At 60.6% G+C, this 23787-nt stretch carries 17 protein-coding genes and 1 tRNA gene; 6 read left to right on the top strand and 12 right to left on the bottom strand.

All coding sequences use genetic code 11. The annotated features are described in order from the left end of the window. Nucleotides 1–301: 301 nt before the first annotated feature. Entirely contained in the window at nucleotides 302–2503 is a 2202-nt protein-coding gene (locus G455_RS0114440) for a DEAD/DEAH box helicase (RefSeq protein ID WP_028094352.1), read from the bottom strand. Nucleotides 2504–2766: 263 nt separating this feature from the next. Between G455_RS0114440 and G455_RS0114445 the strand changes: the two genes are divergently transcribed. Beyond that, nucleotides 2767–2843: transfer RNA gene (locus G455_RS0114445), tRNA-Arg, on the top strand. A gap of 156 nt (nucleotides 2844–2999) precedes the next feature. On the opposite strand, the gene G455_RS0114450 is transcribed toward G455_RS0114445, so the two are convergent. The 4 genes from G455_RS0114450 to G455_RS0114465 form a co-directional block, all read right to left on the bottom strand. Further along, entirely contained in the window at nucleotides 3000–4868 is a 1869-nt protein-coding gene (locus tag G455_RS0114450; protein WP_028094353.1) for a TniQ family protein, read from the bottom strand. Nucleotides 4869–5228: 360 nt separating this feature from the next. Then, nucleotides 5229–6131 (bottom strand): hypothetical protein, encoded by a 903-nt coding sequence (locus tag G455_RS0114455; RefSeq protein ID WP_028094354.1) that lies wholly within the window; start codon nucleotides 6129–6131, stop codon nucleotides 5229–5231. A gap of 12 nt (nucleotides 6132–6143) precedes the next feature. Beyond that, nucleotides 6144–7175 carry a hypothetical protein gene (locus G455_RS0114460; protein WP_028094355.1) on the bottom strand — a complete coding sequence of 344 codons (1032 nt, stop codon included), beginning with the start codon at nucleotides 7173–7175 and terminating at the stop codon, nucleotides 6144–6146. Between the two features lie 318 nt (nucleotides 7176–7493). Beyond that, entirely contained in the window at nucleotides 7494–9131 is a 1638-nt protein-coding gene (locus G455_RS0114465; RefSeq protein ID WP_035366804.1) for a helix-turn-helix domain-containing protein, read from the bottom strand. Nucleotides 9132–9891: 760 nt separating this feature from the next. Here G455_RS0114465 and G455_RS0114475 point away from each other — a divergent pair. The 4 genes from G455_RS0114475 (at nucleotide 9892) to G455_RS0114490 (ending at nucleotide 15339) form a co-directional block, all read left to right on the top strand. Further along, entirely contained in the window at nucleotides 9892–10989 is a 1098-nt protein-coding gene (locus tag G455_RS0114475; protein ID WP_028094357.1) for an AAA family ATPase, read from the top strand. A gap of 312 nt (nucleotides 10990–11301) precedes the next feature. Further along, entirely contained in the window at nucleotides 11302–12054 is a 753-nt protein-coding gene (locus G455_RS0114480; protein ID WP_028094358.1) for a hypothetical protein, read from the top strand. Beyond that, nucleotides 12051–14324 carry a hypothetical protein gene (locus tag G455_RS26625; protein WP_028094359.1) on the top strand — a complete coding sequence of 758 codons (2274 nt, stop codon included), beginning with the start codon at nucleotides 12051–12053 and terminating at the stop codon, nucleotides 14322–14324. The genes G455_RS0114480 and G455_RS26625 overlap by 4 nt, the downstream gene beginning before the upstream one ends. Before the next feature lie 40 nt (nucleotides 14325–14364). Continuing rightward, nucleotides 14365–15339 (top strand): ATP-binding protein, encoded by a 975-nt coding sequence (locus tag G455_RS0114490; protein ID WP_035366806.1) that lies wholly within the window; start codon nucleotides 14365–14367, stop codon nucleotides 15337–15339. 336 nt (nucleotides 15340–15675) lie between these two features. On the opposite strand, the gene G455_RS25655 is transcribed toward G455_RS0114490, so the two are convergent. The 6 genes from G455_RS25655 to G455_RS0114520 form a co-directional block, all read right to left on the bottom strand. Next, the gene (locus G455_RS25655) at nucleotides 15676–16146 is read right to left on the bottom strand and encodes a hypothetical protein (RefSeq protein WP_154664394.1); all 471 of its coding nucleotides are present in this window, start codon (nucleotides 16144–16146) and stop codon (nucleotides 15676–15678) included. 32 nt (nucleotides 16147–16178) lie between these two features. After that, entirely contained in the window at nucleotides 16179–17585 is a 1407-nt protein-coding gene (locus G455_RS0114500) for a TniQ family protein (RefSeq protein WP_084437083.1), read from the bottom strand. Between the two features lie 369 nt (nucleotides 17586–17954). Beyond that, nucleotides 17955–19157 (bottom strand): CaiB/BaiF CoA transferase family protein, encoded by a 1203-nt coding sequence (locus G455_RS0114505; RefSeq protein WP_028094362.1) that lies wholly within the window; start codon nucleotides 19155–19157, stop codon nucleotides 17955–17957. 77 nt (nucleotides 19158–19234) lie between these two features. Continuing rightward, complete coding sequence (locus tag G455_RS0114510) at nucleotides 19235–20203, bottom strand: Bug family tripartite tricarboxylate transporter substrate binding protein (RefSeq protein WP_028094363.1); 969 nt, start codon at nucleotides 20201–20203, stop codon at nucleotides 19235–19237. Between the two features lie 18 nt (nucleotides 20204–20221). After that, on the bottom strand, nucleotides 20222–21769 hold the full coding sequence (locus G455_RS24205; protein WP_051312522.1) for a tripartite tricarboxylate transporter permease: 1548 nt from the start codon (nucleotides 21767–21769) through the stop codon (nucleotides 20222–20224). Nucleotides 21770–21774: 5 nt separating this feature from the next. Next, nucleotides 21775–22224, bottom strand: a complete 450-nt coding sequence (locus tag G455_RS0114520; protein WP_028094364.1) for a tripartite tricarboxylate transporter TctB family protein — start codon at nucleotides 22222–22224, stop codon at nucleotides 21775–21777. Between the two features lie 173 nt (nucleotides 22225–22397). Between G455_RS0114520 and G455_RS24210 the strand changes: the two genes are divergently transcribed. Then, on the top strand, nucleotides 22398–23366 hold the full coding sequence (locus G455_RS24210; RefSeq protein ID WP_035366807.1) for a LysR family transcriptional regulator: 969 nt from the start codon (nucleotides 22398–22400) through the stop codon (nucleotides 23364–23366). Nucleotides 23367–23485: 119 nt separating this feature from the next. Here G455_RS24210 and G455_RS0114530 read toward each other — a convergent pair. After that, nucleotides 23486–23787, bottom strand: a 302-nt coding sequence (locus tag G455_RS0114530; protein ID WP_028094365.1) for an IS5/IS1182 family transposase, incomplete at its 5' end; no start/stop codon positions are given.

Here is a 23787-nt window from a genome sequence, read left to right on the forward strand (position 1 = left end):
CGCCGGAGCCGGTCAAGCCCGACGCCGCCCTCCCCGGGGAGCCTCGCAGAGGACATGCACCAGGCCGAATGCCCAGCACTGGAACAGTGCTGAGCGGCATGCGCTTTTCTGAAAGTGCCGCCGTTCCACCTGCCCGCTGCGATCGGCTTTGCGATCACTCCGCAGCGGCCACGCGCCGGAAACCGGTGCAGGACGGGGTCGTCACGGGAGGGCGCAGAATGCCCGCCCCCCCATCGCCCCCCACAGCCGCAACGACTCTGCCCGCCAGCGGCGCGCAAGGCCATCAAAGACGCCCGGGAGGTTACCGCTTGCCGCGGCGCGGCGGCTCATAGCCACCGGGGCGGGGTGCGGCGCGTTTCTGCTGCGGCTTTGCCGCTCCCTTGTCCACCCCCTTGGGTTTGAAACGCTTGGACACGTCACGCGCATCGCCCGCGGCGGCAGGCTTGCCCTGCGGTTTACCCTGAGGTTTACCCTTGGGCTTATCCTGCGGCTTGCCCTGGGCCTTTCCCTTGAACCCCGGCGCGCGGCCGCGCTCGGGCTTGAACGGCGCTTTGCGCTTGTCGTCCATCGCCCCGCCCTTCGGCTTGCTTCGCGGTTTCACCGATACCGTCTCGGCGGCAGCGGAAGGCGATGCCTTGCCCGCCATCGGCGACGCCCGACGTTTCACCGCATCGCCCTGCATCCGATCCGCATCCCGTTTCGGGCCCGCCCCCCATTTCGGAGCCGCATCCCGTCTCGGCGCGGCATCCCACTTCCGGGCGTCATCCGATTTCGGGCCAGCGTCCCGCTTCCCGTCCCATTTCGAAGCCGCATCCCGCTTCGGGGCCGCATCCCGGCGCGGCGCCCCGTCATGCCGCGGCTTTCTTTCACCGCCATACTCCCGGGGCTTGCGCCCCTCGGGCCTGGAGGCCGGGCGGCGAGCGGCGAACTCCGGCTCCCCGTCCAGCGCACGTGCGGCAATCCCCTTCTCCAACTCGCCCTCTGCCCCCAGAGCGGACAGGAACCCTTCGATGCTGGCCTCGGTCAGCTCCACGAAGGTTTCGCTATCCTGCACCCGGATCGCACCGATATCCGACTTGTCGAGATTTCCCGCCCGGCACAGGAGTGGCAGCAGCCAGCGCGGTTCGGCCCGCTCCTCGCGACCGACGGACAGCGAAATCCAGCGGCTGGGCCCAAAGCTCCGCTCAGCCCGGGCAGCGGGCTTGGTATCCGCCGGCAGCAGCTCCTCAGGCGCCGCATAGCGCGCTTGATAAAGCCGCAGGTAAGCCGCCGCGATCACCTCGGGCGCGTGGCGTTCCAACAGCTTGCTCGCGAAATCAGCCTCTTCCACAGTCACGGTCTGACTCCAGACCGGATCAGAGAGCAACCGTTCCTCATCCTGCCGCTGGATTTCCTCGGCCGAGGGCGGCGCGATCCAGTCGGCGGAAATCTTGGCCCATTTCAGCAGCCGCTCAGCCCGTTTCACCGCTTTCGGCGGCACGATCAACGCCGAGATCCCCTTGCGTCCGGCCCGCCCGGTACGCCCGGAACGGTGCAGCAGGGTTTCTGTATTGGTCGGCAGATCGGCATGGATCACCAGGCTGAGGTTGGGCAGGTCGATCCCCCGCGCCGCCACGTCGGTCGCCACGCAGACCCGCGCCCGACCGTCGCGCATCGCCTGAAGCGCATGCGATCGCTCGCTCTGGCTCAGCTCTCCGGACAGGCTCACCGTGGCGAAACCGCGATTGGACAGCCGCGCCGTCAGATGGTTCACCGCAGCCCGGGTATTGGCGAAGACGATGGCGCTTTCGTCATGATGAAAGCGCAGCATGTTGAAGATCGCGTGTTCGCTGTCCGAGGCCGCCACCCGCATTGCCTGATAGGCGATATCGGCGTGCTGCGACGTGCCCGTCACGGTGTTGATCCGCTTGGCGTCGCGCTGGAACTGCTGAGCCAGCGTCGCGATCATCGGCGGCACCGTGGCCGAGAACAGCAGCGTCCGACGCGTTTCCGGCGCCACGCCGAGGATGAACTCCAGATCCTCGCGAAAACCGAGGTCGAGCATTTCATCGGCCTCGTCCAACACCACCGCACTGAGATATCCGAGATCGAGAGCGCCGCGTTCGATATGATCGCGCAACCGTCCCGGCGTGCCGACGACGATATGCGCCCCGCGCTCCAGCGCGCGACGTTCCTGCCGCACGTCCATGCCGCCGACACAAGAGGCCAAAACCGCCCCGGTCCGGGCATAGAGCCAATCCAGTTCGCGCTTGACCTGGAAGGCCAGCTCGCGCGTCGGCGCCACCACAAGGGCCAGAGGTTCTGCCGCCGGACCGAAGGACAGTGCATCCCCCAACAACGTCGGTGCGATGGCCAGACCGAACCCCACGGTCTTGCCCGACCCGGTCTGTGCCGAAACCAGCAGATCCGACGTGGCGATATCCGGCGCGCTCACGGCCTCCTGCACAGGGGTCAACTTATCGTAACCACGCTCTGCGAGCGCCTCGGACAGGGGAGTGATCATAATGGGAATGGTCCATGCAAAAGCGGCGGAACAGGCCGCGAAGACCGCCAAAGCGGCACGAGACCCCGCCATATAGAGGCCCGCGCGGGGAAAGTATATGGCCTATCGCGCCTGGCCGAGTGATTTTGTGACAGTGGCAGGCGGGAACAGACATGATTGCCACGCATGCCAGACGCTACCGACCGAAGCGTTGCCCCCGCGGCCACCCGTTTGCGGGTTTCCCTTGATCCCGGCACGCAAAGCCCGCAAAAGGCACAACAAGCGGTCCCATAGCTCAACTGGATAGAGCAGCTGACTTCTAATCAGCAGGTTCGGGGTTCGAGTCCTCGTGGGATCGCCAAATTTCATAATTGTTATTGTGCCAATGCACCATAAGCTTGCACGTTTTGGCGGTTTCCATGCACACCCCCTGTCAAGAGGCTTGGGGTGCCGCATCGAAGATTTCTTCTAGCACACTGGGATAGAACGGTATTTCGGCAAGACCCGTGGCGAGCGGTCACTTGCCTCTCTGAGATTTCAGGAGTGCCACAACCGGCTCGACCGCGTTGCGAAGATAGACCGGTCCGACATCCAAGCCGTTCGGGCGAAACGGCCGGACCCCCTCACTCTGCAGAACGGCCCGAATTGTGTTCAAATGCGCACCGGTTTCGGCCGAAAGCATTGAGGGTGTCGTGTAGCTGGCCTCAAACGCAGCGATGTCGTCGCGGCTCATGCGCCATTCCTGACGCCTGGTCGTAGGATTCACAACCAGCATCGCAGGCGTGTAACCACCTTCGATCAGAGCCAGGAATTGACCTTTCCCCCGAATGCCCGCCGACCGGGCGAAGGCGGCGGCTGTCATCTCTCCTTGGCTGGTCGATGGCTTGCGCTTCGGCGCGACCTTCGCCTTGAACGCAGCAACTTCAGTGATTTCCACCACAAGCCCGTGGTAACCGAACACATCAGGACGTTGGCCAAGGCGCAGAGAACCCGTCCGGATGGCCGCAATGATCTCGCCAACAGGAAGGTCCAGCCGCTTGTGAACGAGTTGGATCGTCTCCCACCCTGGCTCCTCTGGGGCAACCGGCTGCGCGTAGGCCTCCAACTCCTCAAGAAGAGCTTGGCCATCCGCAATCCGCCAAGGCGATTTGATCGTTGCAACTTTGGTCCTCGGGACGAGGACACCGTCTGCCTTCAACCCTTTCAATTCGGCCAGGGTTGCGCCGATTGCCTTTCGCAGCGCAATGGGACCAACCAGTGTCGGGATTTCATCAAGAATGTGCTGCCAGGCTTTCGCATCAAAGGTCTTGCGGGCATCGGCACGCGCGTCGCCGGGCGCAAACGCGCCTGCTTCTGTCAAGAAATCATCCAGGACAGCCGGGCCGATGCCGGTTTCCTTGGATGCTGACGTAAGGGAGTGGAGTCGTCGCTCTGTCACGGTCTCCCCGAGGAGGTCATCACCCGGCGCCAAGGGCCATATTTTCAGGAAATAGTCTCGAAGGATCCCGCGAAATCCCGCGAAGGCATCGTCATCAAGATAGATGCCCTTGAGATGTTTGAAGAGCGGACCCAACTCGCCCTGCGTCACGATGTGGCCGCCGTCCTGCGATCGCATCAGGATGTCGAGCGCCGCTCGAATCCCATCAGGGCCTTGCGAGACAAAGGCAAAGCCCGTGGACTTGGCGCGCCGATCGTCCGGGGCCTCGTCCTGTTTGCGCAGCAAGGCTGCACCGATGAACTCGCAGAGCGTGATCGCCGGAAACACCGGCTGTGACGCCAGCCATGTCTTGTCCGCAGCGATACCCTGCGAGAGACGCGTCTCAAGCCAAAGGTCATAGTCGGTCGGATCAATGCGCGCGCAGTCGAATGATCCGGCTTGCAGGTCTGGCAGGATTTCCGCCAATCGTGCGCCGATATCATCCCGTTCGATGGGGCGCGCGCTGGACCACAAGGGAACCAGCGGATGGTGGTGCTCGTGGCAGATATCAACACCTCTGCAAAGCCAGTCTCCCCGCAAGGCAATCTGCCGCAATGGATGAGGCTGATCGGCTGCTTGCTCACGCATGCAATGAGGACAGCCCCGAACTGTTGGGTTTCGCAGGGCCCGCGAGACGAAGACTTCCGTCCGAAACCGCATCCGAACGTCTCCGATGCGTTCACCTGTCCAGGAGAGCAGCTCGGCGAGCTGCGTGGCCGACACCCCGGCGCGTTCTGCAAAAATCGCGACAGCCTCTTCGTCCTGCTCCAGGATGCGCCGAAAGGTGATACCGAGATCGAGGGCGAAGTTGGCAGCGTCGGTTCCATTCAGGATTGCCATGCGCGAAAACAGCGACGGGAGCGTCTCGCGGTCAACGGGCTCTACTGTAAGGGCAAGTTTCCGCAGCAAATACACCTCCCTGTGTGCTCAAACGCCCCATGTGTTTGGGTACGCGGCTCCATAGCCGTTTCGGGATCGGAAGCGAAGTCGCCGTTCGCCGCAAACGCGGATGAGACATGTGCAAAGCCGGGGGCCGATAGGGATGCTACCGACGTGAACGGCCCTATCCGGACCTTCGTGTGAGACGCCGCGAATGACCGGTGTCAGCCCCAAGCGGACGGTAAAGCGCGAGTGCAGCTTCGACTATGGTCAACCCATTTCGGGTATTCGCGCCAGAAGCACTCCTAGGCAGTTCGGCGTACAGGGATCTGTGCCCCTTCGCTTGATACTCACTACAATGCCGGTGTGGACGCAAGATTTGCAACCACCTTACAGTCGCAAAGAAGATATTTGCCAGCGTGCGAAATCCAAAAAGACGTAGGCTGTCCACTGGAGAAAGTGAGGCATAAGTATCCCGAATAGAGGATCTGAGCCCATGAGGCGAAATAGATCTAGGTTTTTCTGGCCGGAGAGGTTGTGAAAAGATCTATTTCTAACGGTCACGATTAATTTCGCCACGTCCGGATAGGGGCATCTAATTTCCTCGGATCCCTCGTCCAGAGAAGCAGCCGGCACCTCCCTCTGGATCACGTCTCGCCACTGCCTCGACAGCTCTGAAGCATAGGCACCGCCCCAGTTCGGGACTGCAATGTCTATAGTAGCCTCTGCGAAGTTCTGGTTTTCGTTAGCGTGTTCTCTCAGGAAGGCTTGGAGCAATCCAAGTTCTCCTGGAGATTTCTCATCTCGATAAATTCCACTTAGAAACTTGTGGGCAGTTTTGAAATCATTTTGTCTGGAGCTGTAGATCAAAGGACATGCTGCGGACATTCTCTCAAGGGATCTGTATAGGAATAAAAATGCCTCTGTAAATCTGCTGCTTTCCATTGAAATAAGGCAAAGGGCAAATTCGCCACATAAGTCCTGATAAAAAGAGTGATTTTTCCCTCTGATGCGCATCAGGATGTTGGTGAGCTCTTCCGCCTCCGGAATCTCATCGAAGATATACTGGGCGACGACGCTTAGGTTATCACTTCCGATTTCTTGGTCCGGTCTGATGTAGTTCCGGTTGGCAGTGAAGATTTCGTCCTCCTGCCCCTCTGCTGACATCACTATTTGGGTTGTTCCAGAAAATAACCGAACGAGCTTGATGATCCCAGGGCTATTCTCGGATATCTGCAAGGGTCGGGCCGCATCTCCCTCGTCAAGATTGTAGAGGTCTGCAATGTGGATCATGGCAAGGACACTCTACGCAGCGGTGAGATCAAAGAACATCTCGGTCAAAGCTTCCAGCGAAGGCCGTTGGTCTACAACTTTTACGAACTCCATCGATAGCTCCCTGCGAAACTTTCCTACGTTGACTTTCGATGGGTTGATGGCGGCAAAGGCGCGATCGAAATCCAGGCACATCGCCGATAGCTCCTTAGGCGGAATCTTGGCTACCTCTTGAAGGTTTACTTTGCAGCCGAGAGTGAACCCAATGAGGTTGTTCTCGTTCCTCAGCCATTCTTTGGCATCTGAATCCGATGAAAGGCGATCGACTTCTGAAATCACATCCTGAAAGCTCACGTCAGAGTCTATTGCGCCAGATGCCATGACCTTTCCTACAAGTATTTCATCTAGCTTCTCTTCAATAAATCGAGAATTTTGATTGTGTGCGCTTCCGGTGAGGAAGGCTAGGTAAGCAGCGGAGACGTCGGAGAGTTTGAAGGCCCCTCTTGGCGAAGTAGATTGCGTCTCTTTCTCGCTTATAATTTCCATATTATTGAGCGCCTGGTCAGCTAATAGTTTCTTCAGGAGATTTCCGGTCAACATTTCCACCTGGTGGCGAACCGTCATTGGCTTCTGACCGTTATTGAGCGTGATCATTCTGTATAGAAGAAGGTCATACTTGGAAGCTACAATGACATTCATATAAATCGGCCTTGAGGCATCAAAGTTTTCATCTTCCTGAGCGGCATTCAGCGTGTTGAGCCGCTGCATACCGTCAAGAATGTATCCCTCAGAAATATTCTCATCTATGAACCCGAAAATTTTCTCTATGCTGTCAACATCCCCAATGTCTTTGTGGACAAATGCGAGGGTAATGGGAGGCATAATACACCCCGCCACGATATCTCCTTTAAGACGCTCATAGAACTTGGGTCGCTGAAGCTTGCGCTGTTCATCGAATCTATCGATGAGTGGAAAGAATCTTGCGAGCGCATCCCTGTAATCAGTCCGCCCGCTTGCCACGGCACTCTTAATTACGAGATCAGTTTGCACGTCAAAAATCTGCATTTCGAAACCTCACCTTTCACGCTTTTGCCACAGTTCTCACGCGTGGTCGCTGCCGCGTCAAGGTTGCGGAGAGCGAATCTCAGCCGCTGATGCTCAGGAGATCGGATACCCAAAATTCTAGCGTAGCTGGCAAAGGCATTGGAACACTTTTGTGCCACCTTCTCAGATAGGCTCCTGCGACCGTCCGCTAGCTGCGCATCGCGGTCATTCGCGCCGGATGCAGCGAACGTCCCCTCTCCGCCAAGCTTCTACTTGCTACCCTGAGACGAGATTAACTCTCTGACTTAGAGAGCATTTTTCTTCGCGGTAGGTCAGTCATCATCTGGCTTTGGGGATCGAGACGATCCCTTGCTTGGACCATCCGTAGATCGTTGCGCGTGACACGCCGATCATCTTTGCGACGTCTTCCGCACGCACGCCCTCGTCCAGTGCCGCCTGTGCCTTCCGGACATTCTCAGGCGTCGCAAGGCTTGGCGCGCCGATGCCCGGACGTTCGGACTTCGCGGAGATACGCAAGCGGGCTGCGCCCTTGGCGTTGGTCGGATCGACAAGGTGGGGTTCAAGCCATATCGCCCACCTGCGCAAAGCGTTCCCCACCCTCAGCTTCGAGGCTTCGGTATTGTAGTTCCGGCTGAAACGCGTGCCGATTTCCTCGCCGATCTCTACCCCTGTCCGGTGGGGGTCTTCTAGAAGTATTTCCCGTGTGGCCTGCAGCGTTGGAGCCTTCATGGCGGCGTGCCGAAGCGTGTCTTCGGCAGATGCGCTGTCCGGCACAAGCGAGTAAACTTTCCCGTCGCGAACCTCGATCAGACCTAGTGCCACCAAATCGGTGCGACTTCGGTTTTGGTTTGCGGCATCCCAGTCACCTTTTGGAACCGCTTCAGCACTGGCCATAGTGAATTCGAGCGATGCTAGTGCCGATGGTGGGGCGGTGCCAGCGATGAAGAGGCGTGCGGAGCGCGGACTTTGACCACCGTTTTCGCTCAGGACTCTCTGCAGTTCTTCTGAGGGCACACCGACTTCCCTCAACATTGCAACGCGCCCTCGGGAGTCCGTATCGAGGAAAGTGTCAATCACAGATGAATCGACATCGATTGAGCGCAGGGGAGGCCCTGCCGGGACCACCATTGGACGTTCGTTGCTTAGCTCATCGAGGGCGGCTGGCTTGCGAAGAACGTGGAGATAGACCGCCAACGTCGCATCCCGATTCAGCGCGTTCTGCAGCCCGCGTGCGGCGAGGGTCCGGAGCAACAACCCGAACAGTTCCTTGTCTCGTGTCTTTTTGCCTTTCAGGAACCGGGCGGCTCGCTTGCCAATCCCGCCACTTGGTTCGACATCGTCCACCCGACCGAATTGAATCCATTCGGCGCGCGTCGAGAGAGTCGCAACCACCGCTGAGAAATCCTTGGTTGGGTCCGGTTTTACGAACCATCCTTTTTCTCTATCGACTAGCTGACCCTCTAGAATACGCCCCGCATCCTCCACCTCAATGGTCTGCGGCCCCATTTGCTTCCAGCGGCGCGTCCGCCTTCGGGTTTCGGTACTAGAAGACTCGCTGCCATAATTTATGCCAGCTTTCACCGCCCCCTTCGCGTCTGGAATGGGCGCACTGGCAGATGCACCTGCTTCTACTTCGACACCAATACCCCATCCGCGCTGCTTTCGCTCGATATCCTCCTTAGCATATGTGTCGCCCGACCTCTCGAAAATGGGGTCCGGCTGGCAGTTCTTGAAGCGAACCTCAATGGACGCCTTCTTGATGCCGAAGGAAACAGAAAGAGAGAAATCGTCACCTTCAAGTGGAATCATTTCTTCGCCGAAAGAGGCCGATACCTCCAAGTCGTACCCATCGACGAAACGGTTGGAAGTTGAGCGAAGCCAGACATTGGCAATATGCGGGTCCAAGGGCGAAGGTGCTTTTGCGTCGTAATCAACGATGAAATCCAGTTCGTCCACGGGTAGATCGCTCACTTCTGAAGTAGCCCAGTATCGTTCTAATGAATGGAGTGGATCAAGGTTTCAACTCCGTCAAGCCGGTTAACGGCTTCGAATGTCAAAGGAGTTCCGAAGGGCCGAGATTGTCTTCACCAACCAAATGGCCGGCTTGACTGAGCGCAATGAGGTGTCGCGACTGGCTCACGGTTGCGCGCACGTTGCCACGAAGGATCGCCGACTTATGCTTTTATCAGTCATTCGAGCAAAGCGCAGAGAAGGTCCGCAATCCGCCCTATACGGGTCAGGGCGATCGCGAGATGAACGACCGGACCGCGCTTGGAACGTTGGATGAGCTTGCACCAGCGCGGCGAATTATAGTTGATGGGCCGCATGGCTCATGCTCTTGGCGAAGTGCGGACGTCGCCCAGGACACCTGCCGGTCAGGCGAGCTCACATTTGCGAAAAACAAAACCAATTTTTTCTCAATAATATCAAAATATTAGAATCACTTGCGGTGCTTCTGGCGCTATGGCATGGGCTCGCCGAATAATCGTCCACTCCCGATGGAATGGTGCGTCCCTCCCATGTCTGTCCTCTGCGAGTGCCCGATGATACCTGCGCTACATACCCTTAGCTGACACTGAATTCTTCCTGGCCGGCCAACCTCCGGCTCAGAGAGATGTTCGGCGCACAGCGAACTCAGCCTTCCTTCCAATCCGAGGCTCTGCCCGCATGTCCGCCATCATGGCGGCTGGCGGAGCTATGACGAAAGCCCCCATCCATGCCCAAAATCCGCTTCATCCTGAGCAAACAGCCCGATCCGGCACTCGACGAGGCCGCAATCATCAAGCGTCTCAAGGAATTCTACACTGCCTTGCAGGACAAGCGGCAGATTTCCGAAGGCATCCCCCAAGAAGAGCGCGCGGCGCACAATGAATTATGGCGGTACCCGCAGAATGACGTCCCAAAATCGCTCGAGATCCGGATCAGGCGATGGGCGCAAAAGATCCACCGTCACCATCTGAAGGAGGTCGAGCCAACGCGCCTGTCTCGAGAAGACCGTGCCATGCTCGAGGGCTGCCGCGATGGCGCCGAGATATTCGACCTGCGATCGGCGCATCATATCGACGAGATCGCAGCCGCACTTCATGCGGAGTTTCCCTGGGTCTCGGAAGCGACAACCCATGTTTGGCGCAGCCTTCATCATAATCGTTCAAGTGGCAGGCCTGGCGCTCGGTTTGCGCCAGTTCTTCTCGATGGCCCGCCGGGCATTGGCAAAAGCGCATGGGCAAGGCGTCTTGCGCAGCTGTTGGAAACGCCGGATATGACTCTGGATGCGACCGGCGAGAATGCCAGTTTCGGGCTAATAGGAAGCCAACGCGGCTGGTCGAATGCCGGCCCCGGTCGGCTCGTGGGTCTGATGCTGATGCGGCAGGTTGCAAATCCGCTCGTCATCATCGACGAGATAGAAAAATCCGGGACGCCCAAATCCGACAAGGGCCGGTCTTTCAGTCTTCCAAATGCCCTGCTACCGCTGCTCGAAGACCTGACAGCAAGCCGGTGGACCTGTCCATATTTCCAGAACCAGTTCGATATGTCGTTCATCAACTGGGTTTTCACCTCCAATAGCCTGCGCGGCCTGCCGGAACCGCTCCTGTCACGGATCCGCATCGTCAGTGTACCGTCTCCCACCCAGGAACAAATCAATGAACTCGTCCTGCGTGAGGCCGAGAAGCGGCAGCTTTCCCCGCTCATCACCGCGGCCATTACGACCGCGCTGGCTGAGGCGTTCGAGGCGGGCCATCAGATCAACATCCGGGTTGTCAAACGGATGCTGGAGCTGGGCTCGGACCAACAGGGCCGGCCGATGCTCCATTAACTGGAGTGGCTCAGATTATCCATTAAGGATCAGATAGTTAATTGAGTTTTCCACATTCATGAAGGCTTGGCGACCCGTTTTCAATTGGGATTTTCGCCGACTTCGCGGAAACTGAGCGCATGGCCCACCCAAGCACTACCGGGTGGGGCAGGACGGAATTTCGCCCAAGACGGGCACCAGAAGCAGAGGTACTGCCGCATCATCACATCTGTCACGCTACCGACAGCGGTTGAGCGTGGCAAGAGTGGCATGTCCTCTTGAAAAGAAACAAAAATGCACCCGGCGCAACGCTGTTCCGGGAACGGAGAAGTCATGTCTGCCGATCAGACTATTGATCATGACAGCTGGAACTATTCGCCGGCGAAGTTGCCCAAGCAGTCCAAGATCACGCTCGGGCGCATTCACGGCGTCTTGCCCTACGATGGGGTCCGCAATCCCGGTTTCCGGAGCTCGAGCTCGCATCGGGTGTGGATGACCTACCGGACCATTGCGAATGACTTCCAGCCCAAGTCCGGCATTGCCGAAAGTGCAGCGGAAGCCGCCGTCGCCCACGAGCTGCTGCTCTCGCCTCTCCTCTATGATCTGCAATTCCAGCCGTTGAAGGTTTATCTGCGTCCTGGTGACCGCAAAGGTCCAAGCTATACTCATGACCTGCTTGCCACTTTCATGGATGGGCGGCGCTCGCTTATCTTCGTTCGCAACTCCGACAGCCTGCAAAAGCCTCGGACGTGGCGCGACATCGAAGCCATTAAGGCCGCGACTTCTCCGAGCGCCGCAGACAATATTAAGATCGTCGACGCCGGCCGTTATTCACGGCAGCGGCGGGAGAACCTTTTCCGCCTGCATGAAGCCATTCAGTCTCCGGAACCGGAGGTTGACGACATGGTGCTCTGGACCGCGCGAAACTATCGCTCGCTCTGGCTGATGCGTGATCTTTTTCCGCTGCTCGACTTGCCGCAGAAGGTCGTCTTCAAATCTTGCCATCGCCTGATCGCACGCGGCGCCTTGATCGCAAACCTGGACCATGTGGTCGCGGAATGGTCGCGCATTGAGGTTGCATCATGACAATCGCGCCTCGCTACAACTTCGAAGCCGGAACCGAAATCGTGGTCCAGGGGCGCGACCTCCTGCTCCGCAAGGTCGGCTCGAAAGGCTATGAGCTGGCGGACCCGATCGGCGGCCAGATGAGTATCCTTGGGTTTTCGTCCTTCGTCGAATTGATGAAATCCGGCGCCGTGACTATCGCCCCTTCGCAGCTCTTGCCGGAGGGGAGTGCCAAGCTGAGGTTGGGTGGCCTGAGCGTCGCGGCCCAACTCTCCGATGAGCAACAGATTTATGGCCGCTTCCACTACGCGGTATGCAGGGCGATCGACGAGCTCCATCGGCATCGGACCATTGTCGAGGGCAATGAGGACTTCCGGATTTCGATCGGCACCTTGAACGAACCCGAGAACAGGAAGTTTTTGCGTCCGCTCGTCGAAGCCTTTTTTGGCGAGCGCGTGCATCTAGGAGCAGCCACGTTGAAAGGCGGCCGGCAGAAGAGCTGGTTTCTCTACAAAGGGCGGACGCTGAAGAAATACTATGGGATCTATCAGGGTCTCCAAGACGGTGATGATGTCATCGCCGGGCTGGCGACGCTCGACCACCTCAAAGGCAACGAGACGCCGCGTCTGCCCTTGCGTCTGAAAGAACTCATGACGGAGGCGTGGGAGGAGATCGGCCTGGATCTCAAGGGACCGTCGGTGGCGAATGTGCATGGTCATCTTTTCGCACTGATCAACAGGGAAAATCGGCAGCGGGCGCTCAACGACCTCCCCGCGCTCCCGGTCCCATCCCATCAATCCGTTCTTCGTCACCGCAAGGAGCTGCTCACGCCGACCGAATACATGGTCGCGACGAAGGGCGAGCGCCACGCGCGCAACAAACGGGGCCGCGGCAGTTCTGACGTGCGGGCGCTCATGATCGGCGAATTCTGCGAGATGGACGAGTGTCGGGCGTCGCTGATTACCTCGGCCAAGGCCAAAGGCTATTGGCATACGCTGTCTGAAGATATGAAGAAGGCTATGGAATGGGCGGATGAGGAGATCCGCAGCCGCCTCAGCATCCTTGTCATGATCGATGTCGCAACACGCATGCCGCTGGCCTGGGTTGTCAGCGACCAGCCAAAAGCGGAAGCCACGATGCAGCTGCTGCGGATGGCAACGCGCGACAAGACCCGCGAGAGGCGCATCTACGGTTGCGAGGGCGAGACTATGCCTGCCATGGGGCTTGGCATGGTGCGCAACGACAATGGTACCGGCCTGCGGAACGCTGAGGTCAAGTCCGCGCTCATGGGGATCGCATCGGCGAATACCGATGTTCGCACCTACGCGTCGGCAGACAAACCGTATGTCGAACGGATGCTCGGCACCACGGAATCCGTCTTGTTCAAACTGCTTCACGGCTACACAGGTCGCAAAGCCGGAGAACTGCCCGGATATGACGCCAAAAAATCAGGCATCCTTGACATCGATCTCCTCTATGAAATCCTGACCAAGTTTTTCATCGACGAGTACCCGTCCCTGAAACACATGGGCGTCGGTATGAGCGGGCGCCGCCCAGCTGAGGTCTATCAGGAACTGAATGAGACCAGGGAGACATTTCGTCCGCTGGATGAAGATCTCCGTCGCATCCATCTGGGCTGGCCATTCAAGTTGCAGCCCAACGATGAGGGTGTGCGGGTGCTTGAAGGCCTCTTCTATTCGTCAGACGAGTTCCAGACTGCCCGCGAACACCACCAGGGCAAGGTCACCGTTTATATCGACCCGGACGATCTGAGCTTTGCGACCGCAGTGCTTCCGCGAAATCCCGAGCCATACACGCTGGCACTCCAGACGACCGTCTTCGCAGATCTGACCGTGTCCGAATTCCTGGAGTTGATGACGCAGTACCGGCGCGAAAACCCCGAGGTGACAACGCTCTATGAAGATCGGATCGCAAAGGTTCGCCTCGAGAGACATGAACAGCTCAAGAAAATCGGCGTCGAGCGACGGCTGCCGAGGAGCTATGTCAACGTGGGTGAAGCCCGCAAGAAGGCCAAGAGCCTGTTTGCCTCATCTCGGCTGGTCACCACGCACGTGCCCATCGACTCGGTCGACCCAGGTACTCTGGCCACCGCGATCTCGGGCCCGGGGATCCTGCCACTCGGCGGAGCAAGCCTCATCGATCACGAACCTGCGGAGCCGACCTCTACGCCTGCAATACCAGCCAGAACATCGAAGCCCAAGGCGGAGAAACCGTCTTCGGAAACCCCTCTCCGGTTGGGCCGCCCTGCCCAGAAGGGCGAGCTCTCGTAACTATCGCATCTCAACGCCGTCCAGCAATTCAAGGATACCCATGGGTTTCATCGACCAGAACCGAGTCAACGCATCACTTGCTCTGCAGCGTGGCCACTATACCTTCCCGCGCGTGGCAAAGCTCCGCGAAACTTTCGAAAACTGCCTGCACGACTACTATGTCAAAGCCACCATCGGCGGGCATTTCGAAGTGCGCGGCATGCTGGTGACGGGGGAGTCTCGGGTCGGCAAGACTTCCGAGACCGTCCGGCTTGTCGAGGCATTCAACGCCAGCATGACGGAAATGCCCAACGGGAAGGTTGGCAAGATTATCTACTGCAAGCTGGATGGGTCGATCAGCTGGAAGGATCTGGGTCACAAGACGCTCGAAGCTCTCGGTTACCCCGCGAACCCCCGGCGCACCCAGGGTGAACTCTGGAACATGGTTCGCCATCAATGCCGCGAACAGGGCGTCATCGGCCTCTACTACGACGAATGCCAGCACGCCTTCACCTCCGGCAAAACGTCCAACGAGAAGCTCCTCGAGCGTTTCAAAGCACTGATGAAGGAGCCGGATTGGCAGTTGATGCTCATCCTGTCAGGCGTCCCGGTCTTGGCCAAGCATGTGAACTCTGAAGAGCAGATCGCCCACCTCCTCTCCCACGTTCATTTCGATGAGATCCACCTGGGCAAGTTCGCTGATCCGACAAGGGATCCGGACATGATCGAACTGAACAAGCTCGTCTACACCTATGCCGAACGCGCCGATATCGATGTCGAGGAGCTTGTTGATGTCGATTTTCTGCAGCGCCTCGATTTTGCCTGCGCTTCCAGGTGGGGCCTTGTCATCGAGTTGCTGATCCGCGCCTTCGGGCTGTGCAGACTTCATGGCCAGAAGACCGCCACGGTCAAAATCTTCTCCGAGGCTTATGCCCAGAACTCCCGCCTGCCTCAGGGCCTGTGCCCCTTCACCGCACCCGGCTATCGAGACATGATCGACGGCGACAAACTCATGGAGATGGTGCTGGACGAATAGCGGCAGGCCAATACAGGTATGGACGTTTCAGGGCTCGCAGTGCGGGCCCTTTTTTTTGGCCGCCGCCCTGCATGCTTATGTGTCAACTGTGCATGCTTATGCCTTGCGGTGAAGAACACCATACGGCAAGCATCTGAAATACATATGATATTTTTGCGCAGCACAGCCGCCGAATCAACTGGATGTGCAAACTTATGGTACATTGGCATATTGTTCGACATCCAAAGGCCGTTTTTTCGACAAAAGACGGGTTTTGAGATCATGGTGCTGTTCTGGCGGCAGGTTGGCCAGTTTTGCCCCCGCTGGCCGCTTCCTCCCGCGATCAGATGTGTGGCGTCAGTCTGCGTCGCTATTTGCGGCCCTTCGCAGCACCGGCTCTGCTTCCTTCCGCACATAAAGGGGGCCGAAATCCACCCCACCCGGCGAGAACGGTTTGACGTCGGCGGCGCGCAGCCGCGCCGTGCAGGTCTGGCGGTGGAGCCCGAATTCCTGTTGCATCGTCATCGGGGTCAGGAAGCGGCGGTGGAATTCGACCATGTCGTCCTCCGAGACATAGAGGACGGCCCGCCGCGTCACCGGGTGCCGGCTCCAGAATGCGGGCGCATGGCCGGCATCATGCAGGGCCGGATACCAGCCCCGGCGCTTCATTCCGACGCTGTTGGCAAAGACCGAGGCAGGTTGCCCCGCCGGGGTCGCTTCATCGCGACGACGAATATGCGGCCGCTCTCCGGCGAGCCCGTCAACCTCGGCCTTCAGGACCATGAAGGAACGATAGCCTGATTGATCGGGATGTCGGCCGACCCTCATGCGGCCGCTTCGGATGGAGGCGATCATCGTGCTCACCCGCAGGCCGGTGCGTCGCTGCGCGGACTGGATCCCTTCCCAGCCTGGATCGCCAGGCAAAATGGCCTGCGCCAGGGCCCCAGCTCCGAGATCAGGGCCAGACCGTCCGCAACCCGCCAGGGCGCCTTGACCTTCGGATGCCCGGTCAGGGGGCGGAGAATCTCGTCCTCCCGCAGGGTGCGAAGCTGCGCCTCTGTCGCGCCCATCGCCGCCTGCATCTCGCTCGGGCCGACCAGCGAAGGGATCTCGGCCAGAAGCCACGCAAATCGGGCGGCATCGAAGGTGCGCAGCACCCGCGGGCGATGATCCTCGGCCGGCAATGCGCCGGCATCTGTCATGATCTGCTCGACCAGCCTCGGGGTGACCCCGGCCTCCTTCGCGGCGGTGGTGGGGCTATGCAACCGGCGCGCGCGCAGCGCTTCGCCCAGGACAGTCTCACCGGCCGCGATCGGCCAGGTCTCGAAGATGCAGTCCCGCAACAGGGTGCAGAACGGATCGAAGTCGGCATCGGTCAGATAGTCGTCGAGGGCGTCATAGAGCTTTCCGAAAGCCTGCCGCGGCGCGATCTGCGTGCCGGTGCTGCTCCGGGCGAGGTCCCGCAAGGCCTGGCGGAAGGCCCGCTCTCCCTGCGACAGCACGGCGAAACCGGTTGCTCGCGCCTCTGCCTCTTGCCTGCCGCCGCGGTCACCTCCGGACAGCCGATGTTGCAGCAGGGCTGCCCCCAAGAGCTCACAGATCGTGGTCGCGGCATATACACCATGTCCGGCAAGCCATGTCGGATCGGCGCCGGTCTCCAGCCGCCTGTCCAGCCAGAGATCATAGGCCGTCGGGGCAGATCTCGGACGATCGAACGCCCCGGCCATGATCCGCGGGGCGAGATCGCGCAGCCGGGCCGCGCTGTCGAACCTTTCGGCGGGCCTGACGGCTTCCCAGAGCGGCACCAAGGGGTGGTGATGTCGGCAACAGAGGTTGACCGAACGCAACAGCCAGTCGCCGCGCATCGCCATCGCCATCGCCCGCTCGGGATGGTCGGGTTTGGCCCGAGCATCCTCCCGCAGACAGAGGGGGCAGCCCCGCATGACCGGATTGCGCAGGGCGCGCGAGACGAAGATCTCGCCCCGGTAGTGCATCCTGACATCGCCCGCAGGAACCCCGGTCCAGGACACGAGGCCCTCGCGCATCGCGGGCTCCAGCCCCGCCGCCTCGGCCAGCCGGTCGAGCGCCGCCGCATCGAAGTCCAGGAACCGGCGGATCTGATGACCGAGGTCGATCGAGAAGTCACTCATCGTTGCGGCATTCACCGCGGCGAAACGCGAAAGGAAGGAGAGGACGGTTTCACGCGGGGCCGGGATCGGGCGGAGAGGCAGGGGGAAAGGCATCGGATTCCGTATCGGTCTTGTCATGGAACCATGCGAGAACAGGCGAGGCTGGTCCAGAGACGATCGGCAAAAGGGTGCTAGGCGGATTATGACGCGCGGCAATGACGCTTCCGGCCCTTAGCTGCCGTTCATGCCAAGTACAAAGGAGGTCCGTTCTCAACCCAAAGCGGGCCTAGTTGATCGGCGAGGAAGGGCGGAAATCAGGCGAAAAAACTGTGCTCGCCCATCTCTTGAAACCATTGGCAAAAGCAACGGGATCATTCTCGGAACGCTGATCGGAAAACGCTTTTTCCGATGCCTCCATGCACGAACACTCAAAAGCATGAGAAAGCCCCTTAGCCCTAAATAAGGGCCGTTCAAACAAGCAATCGGAGCGGGATGACGACGCGGTCTTCAGATCACATTAGCCTTCCGCAAAGCGTCCAGCCGTTCCTGTGAAATTCCGGCCGTGTGCAAGACGGCTTCGGTGTCGGCGCCAAGTGGACGGGGCGGTTGATCCGGTGTGCTGTTTTCACCATTGGCCTTGAAGCTCAGCGTCGGGATGTGGATCGCGCCGTCATGCCCCTCGATCCGGATCTCGCTGATCAGGCCGCGGGCGGCGATCTGCGGTTCGGCCAGCATCTCGTCCAGGCCGCGAATGCGCCCGGCGGGCACGGCGGCCTCGGCCAGCAGGTCCTCCCACTCGGCGGCGGATTTGCTTCGGAAGGTCTGTTCCAGCGTTTCGCGCAGGCTTTTCCAGTTCTTATGCCGCTCTGCCACGCAGTCCCAGCGGGGATCGCGCAGGATATCGTCGCGCCCGATGGCACGGCACATGTGGCGGAACTGGGTGTCGTGGTTCGCCGCCAGCATCAGGATGCCGTCGGCGGTGTCGAAGGCCCCCGAGGAGGGGCTTGCGCTCCAGGCTTCGTTACCGTTCTGCGCCGGTTTCCAGCCGGTGGTCAGATGGGTGGTCATCAGCGAAGACATCAGCATCAACGCGGTATCCAGCATCGCCACGTCCACCTGGACGGCGGTGCCGGTACGCTCGACCTCGCGCAGCCCGGCCAGGATCGCCGTGGCGGCGTTCATTCCCGTCGCATAATCGACATAGGGCGCGCCCACCTTGACCGGTCCGTCCCCCGGCTTGCCGGTGGTCAGCATGATGCCGCACATGCCCTGAATGACGTGATCATAGGCGGGGCGGTTGCTGAGCGGGCCGTCCTGCCCGAAAGCGGAGATCGAGCAATAGACCAGCTTCGGGTTGATCTCGCGCAGTGCCTCGAATCCCAGGCCCAGGCGCTCCGCCACGCCTGGCTTGAAGTTCTCGACAAAGACATCGGCCCCGGCGACCAGTTCGCGGGCGAGCGCCGCGCCTTCGGGCGATTTCAGGTCGATGGTGACGGATTTCTTGCCGGCGTTATGGCCGAGGAACCCCAGCGCCATGCGGCGTTCGGCCAGTTCGGGCAGCGGGCCGCCGATGCGGGTCCAATCGCCTTCGCCGGGTTTTTCGATCTTGATGACCTCCGCCCCCATCAGGGCGAGCTGATAGGTGGCGTAGGGTCCCGCCAGAACCTGGCTCAGATCAATCACGCGAATGCCTTTCAGCGGCTGAAACATAGTGGCCTCACATCGTATTTTGGAATGTCGGTTGGGAAAGCTGGGCGGGTCGGATCATCCGGCCCGCGCAGCTCGGGTCACTGGGGTTCGATCCCGGCGCTTTCGAAGATCGTCTTGTTGCGGGCGTAGCTCTCGGCAACCTCGGCGGCGGCCTCGTCCAGATCCTTGTACATGATCGGGATATTGGCGGCGGCCACGACCTTGGCGAAGGTCGCGTCGGTCTCGGCCGCCTTCAGCGCCGTACTCAGCCGTTCCAGCATCTCGCGCGGGGTGCCCTTGGGCAGGATCAGCGTGGTGAACCCGTCCATGCCCAGCGGATAGCCGGCCTCGTCGATGGTCTCCACATCGGGGGCCGAGGGGTGGCGGAAGGTGGTCAGCGCGACGATGGTCTTGAGCTGATCGGGGTATTTGTAGTGAATGCCGCCCGACCACACCAGATCGACCTGATTGCCCAGCAGCGCGTTCAGCAGGTCGCCGCCGCCCTTGAGCGGCACGATGTTCACGTCCAGCCCTTCCTTTCGGGCGATCACCTCCATAGTCATTCGCGCTGTTGGGCTGAGCGACCCGAAGCTGAAACCGGGGTTTTCCCTGGCCCAGGCGACGAATTCCTCGAGCGTGTCATAGGGCGCATTCTTCTGAGCCGCCAAACCGACCTGATAAGAGGTGATCATGCCGGCATATTCGAAATCCTCGGGCTTGAAGGTCACCCGCTTCATCAGGAAGGGCACGGTGTTGATCACGCTGTTGGCGTGGAACAGCAGCGTATAGCCGTCCGGCTTCGCCTTGCTCAGCTCATGCGCGGCCAGAATGCCGCCGCCGCCGGGCTTGTTGACCACATTGACCGGCACGCCGAGCTGATCCGAAAGGACCTTGGCCGCGGCGCGTCCGACCAGATCGGTCTGGCCTCCGGCCTTGTAGCCCACCAGCATGGTGATCGGGCGCTCGGGGTAATCGCCCGCGATAGCGGGGCCCGTGCAGAGTCCGGCCAGCACCGTCAGGGCTGCTGTCGCGGCTCGGAGCAGCTGTCTTCTGTTGGTCTTGCGCATCTGTTCTCCTCCCAGTGTTCAGATATGCGAATGTTCGGCAGGCCCGTTCGTCCCGGCTTGAGGCGGGGTCACACCTCGTGCCGCAAGGCGGCTGTTGCTGCGGCCGATCCAGACGGTTGTCACAACCGTCAGCAGACCGAAAAAAAGGGCGATGGGGTGCGCTGCCAGCCGCATCGGATCGTGGTCGAGAAGCTGCAGCGACTGGCGGAAGGTCAGTTCCAGATTGGGGCCGATCACGAAGCCGATCAGGAATGTGACGAAGGAAAATTCCAGCTTGCGGGCAAAGAAGCCCAGCAGCGCGAACCCCAGCATCAGGTAGATCGAAAACAGGCTGTTGGTGTTCATGTAGGCGCCGATGCAGCACAGGAACAGCACCACCGGGATGATCAGCCGGATCGGCACCCGGATGACCTGGGCAAACAGGCGCTGGCCGGCGTAACCCACGATCAGCAGGATCGCGCTGGCGCAGAGCATCGCAGCATAGAGATCGGCCACCAACTGCGGCTGTTCGACGAACATCATCGGCCCCGGCGTCAGCCCGTGCAGCACCAGCGCGGCAATCAGGATGGCGGCGATCACGCTGCCCGGAATGCCCAGCGCGAAGAGCGGCACGAAGCTGGCGGGCACCACGGCGTTATCGGCGCTTTCGGCGGCGGCGACGCCCTCGATCATACCGGTGCCGAATTTCTCCGGCGTCTTCGAGGCCCGCTGGGTGGCGCCGTAGGACAGGAACGATCCGACACTGGCGCCCAGGCCCGGCAGAATGCCCACCACCGCGCCGATCAGCGTGCCGCGCCCGATCACTGGCAGGCAGCGGCGCCATTCGGCCAGCGTCACCCGCCGGTCCTCGGGGCGGGCGCTGTCGTCGATCTCCGCCGCTTCGCGGTCGAGCTTCTGCGCATTGCCGGCCTGGATCACCATCTCGGCAATCGCCAGCATGCCGATCGCCATCGGCACCAGCGAAATGCCGTCATCCAGCTCCAGCAGACCGAAGGTCAGCCGGGGAATAAACGTCTCGGTTTCGATCCCGATCGTGGCGAAGAACACGCCGAAGGCGGCGGCGATCATCCCCTTGAGCATCGAGCGCCCGGCCAGGCTGCCGATGAAGGTGAGGGAAAACAGCAAGATCGCGCAAAGCTCCACCGGGCCGATCAGAAGGGCATAGCGGGCCAGCGGCGCCGCCAGCGCGATCAGCACCAGCGTCGACAGGCAATCGCCGATCACCGAGGCGAAGAGCCCCATCTTCAGCGCCTTCTGCGCCTTGCCCTGCCGCGCCAGCGGATAACCGTCCAGCGCAGTGGGCGCCGAGGACGGTTCGCCCGGCGTGTTCAGCAGGATGGCCGAGACCGCGCTGCCAGCGGCGCTCCCCTTGGCGATGCCGATCAGCAGGGCGATGGCGGCCACGGGATGCAGATAGAAGGTCATGGGGATCGCAACGGCGACCCCGGTCGCCTTGCCCAGCCCCGGCAGCGCGCCCAGCACATAGCCCAGTGTCACCCCGACGGTGACCCAGAACAGCGTCGAGAGCGTCAGAACATTGGAAAAGCCGATGATAAGATGCTCCATGACGGTCACACGATCACAGTGCCGAGCAGCTTGTAGAACAGCGCCCAGACCGCCAGCAGCAACCCTGCCGGCATTCCGATGAGAAGGAGAGGGCGGCGTTCGCCCAGCAAAAACAGCGCGCCCACGATCAGCGTCGCGCCGGCAGCCAGCGGCGAACCGAGCCAGAAAAGCCCCAGGCTCACCGCGAAGACCCCGGCAATCTTGATCAGCGCGACCCATTCCCGGCCCGAGAAGACGGGAGCGCGGACCTGCGGCGTGTCTTCGGATTTGGGCAGGTTTTTAAGTACCAGAAGCAGCGACAGCGCAGTGATGGCGATCATCGCCAGATTGGGCACCAGGCGCGGTGAGACATAGCCGTCCGGCGCCGGTTCGATCTGTGCCGGGATCACGACGGCGAGCATGACAACGCCGAACGCCGTCAGCACCAGCCCCGAGACGAGGTCGGCTCGTTTCATAATTTTCCTCCCGTTGCGCAGGGCCTGGAACGGCCAATACGGCGGCTCGTTCAGCCCCTGCTTCCACCGCCCCCGGATGATTTCGGGGCTGCGGGATCTCCTCCCTTTCAGGGGTAACGGGGGAGAGTTAAAAGTAATAGTCGAAAAATTCTTGAATGTGATAGGTATTGCTTATGTCTAATCTGTCCCCTCATCTGGATCACTTGCGCCTGCGCCAGCTGCGCCTATTGGAACTGATCGATCGCCACCGGTCGCTGCGCGCGGTGGGGAAGGCGCTGAACCTGACCCAGCCAGCGGTCTCGCAGATGCTGAAGGACCTGGAATTCGCCTTTGGCACGACGCTTGTGGATCGCTCCGTACGCGGTGCGGCGCTGACACCGGTCGGGCGGGTGGCGTTACAACGGGCGCGGGCGGGGCTGGCGATTTTCGACAACCTCGCGGCGGATCTGGGAACGGATGCTCCGGCCGTGCTGCGGGTCGGTACTAACCCGGCGTCGCTGTTTCAGCTTATTCCATCCGCGCTGCACAGGCTGGAGGCTCAGCGCGCTGGCATCCGGTTCCGGCTGGAGGCCGGCACCGTGGGTAATATGATGTCCCGCCTGCTGGACGGGGAACTGGATTGCTATGTGGGACGGGTGGACTGGGCGGCAATGCCGGCGCCAATGGCCGATCTGCTACGTTTCGAACCCCTGACCGAAACCGACCTGGTGGTGGCCTGTTCGGTCGACCATCCGCTTGCCGGCCGGGCCGAGGTTTCGGCGACGGAGCTCGCGCAATGGCCCTGGGCCCTGCCGTCGGGCGACACCAACAACCGCGGCTCAATCGAGACCGCCTTTCGCAACTGCGGCGTGCCCGCGCCGCTGCCCGTTGTCGAAGTTTCGGCCGATCCGACATCGCAGTTAATACTGGCTCAGGAGGTCGAGCTGTTGATCTGCGTGCCGCGCGTCGTGCTCGGTTCGCAACTCGCCGGGGAAAGGATTGTGCCGTTGGCGACCCCCGATCTCTTCCTGTCGCCGATCCGAATCTGCTTTGTCGCGCTGCGGGAACTCGACGACCTGCCGTCGTTACATCTGCTGCGCGATGCATTGCTAGACGTTTGCGGGCTGGGCCGGGGCGACACCCCACCGCCCGCGACCCGATAGGGTCTTGCGACCGATAAGGGTTACAGCCGCAATATCCTGACGGCGAGAAGCGCACAGGCTGCTGGTCAGATGCCCGTACAGCCCTTCAGCGCGTCACTGATTATGTCTAGGCTCAGGACTCATAACCAGAACATCACAGTTGCGGCGAGAGCGACGGCGGAGAGGAAGACCTTCGGGCATCTGTCGTAGCGGGTCGCCACGCGTCGCCAGTCCTTGAGCCTGCCGAACATGATCTCGTATCGCTGCCCGGCAGTGCATTGCGGAGCAATGTCACGAGAGGGGCGGTTGCGGCGTTTGTAGCGACGCTTGTCGTATTTGATGGGGCTCCTGCGCGCCTTGCGGCCAGGAATACAGGCCCTGATCCCCTTGTCCTGCAAGGCTTCGCGGAACCAATCGGCGTCATAGCCTCGGTCAGCAAGTA

The sequence above is a fragment of the Pseudodonghicola xiamenensis DSM 18339 genome, from assembly GCF_000429365.1.
GTDB classification, from domain to species: domain Bacteria; phylum Pseudomonadota; class Alphaproteobacteria; order Rhodobacterales; family Rhodobacteraceae; genus Pseudodonghicola; species Pseudodonghicola xiamenensis.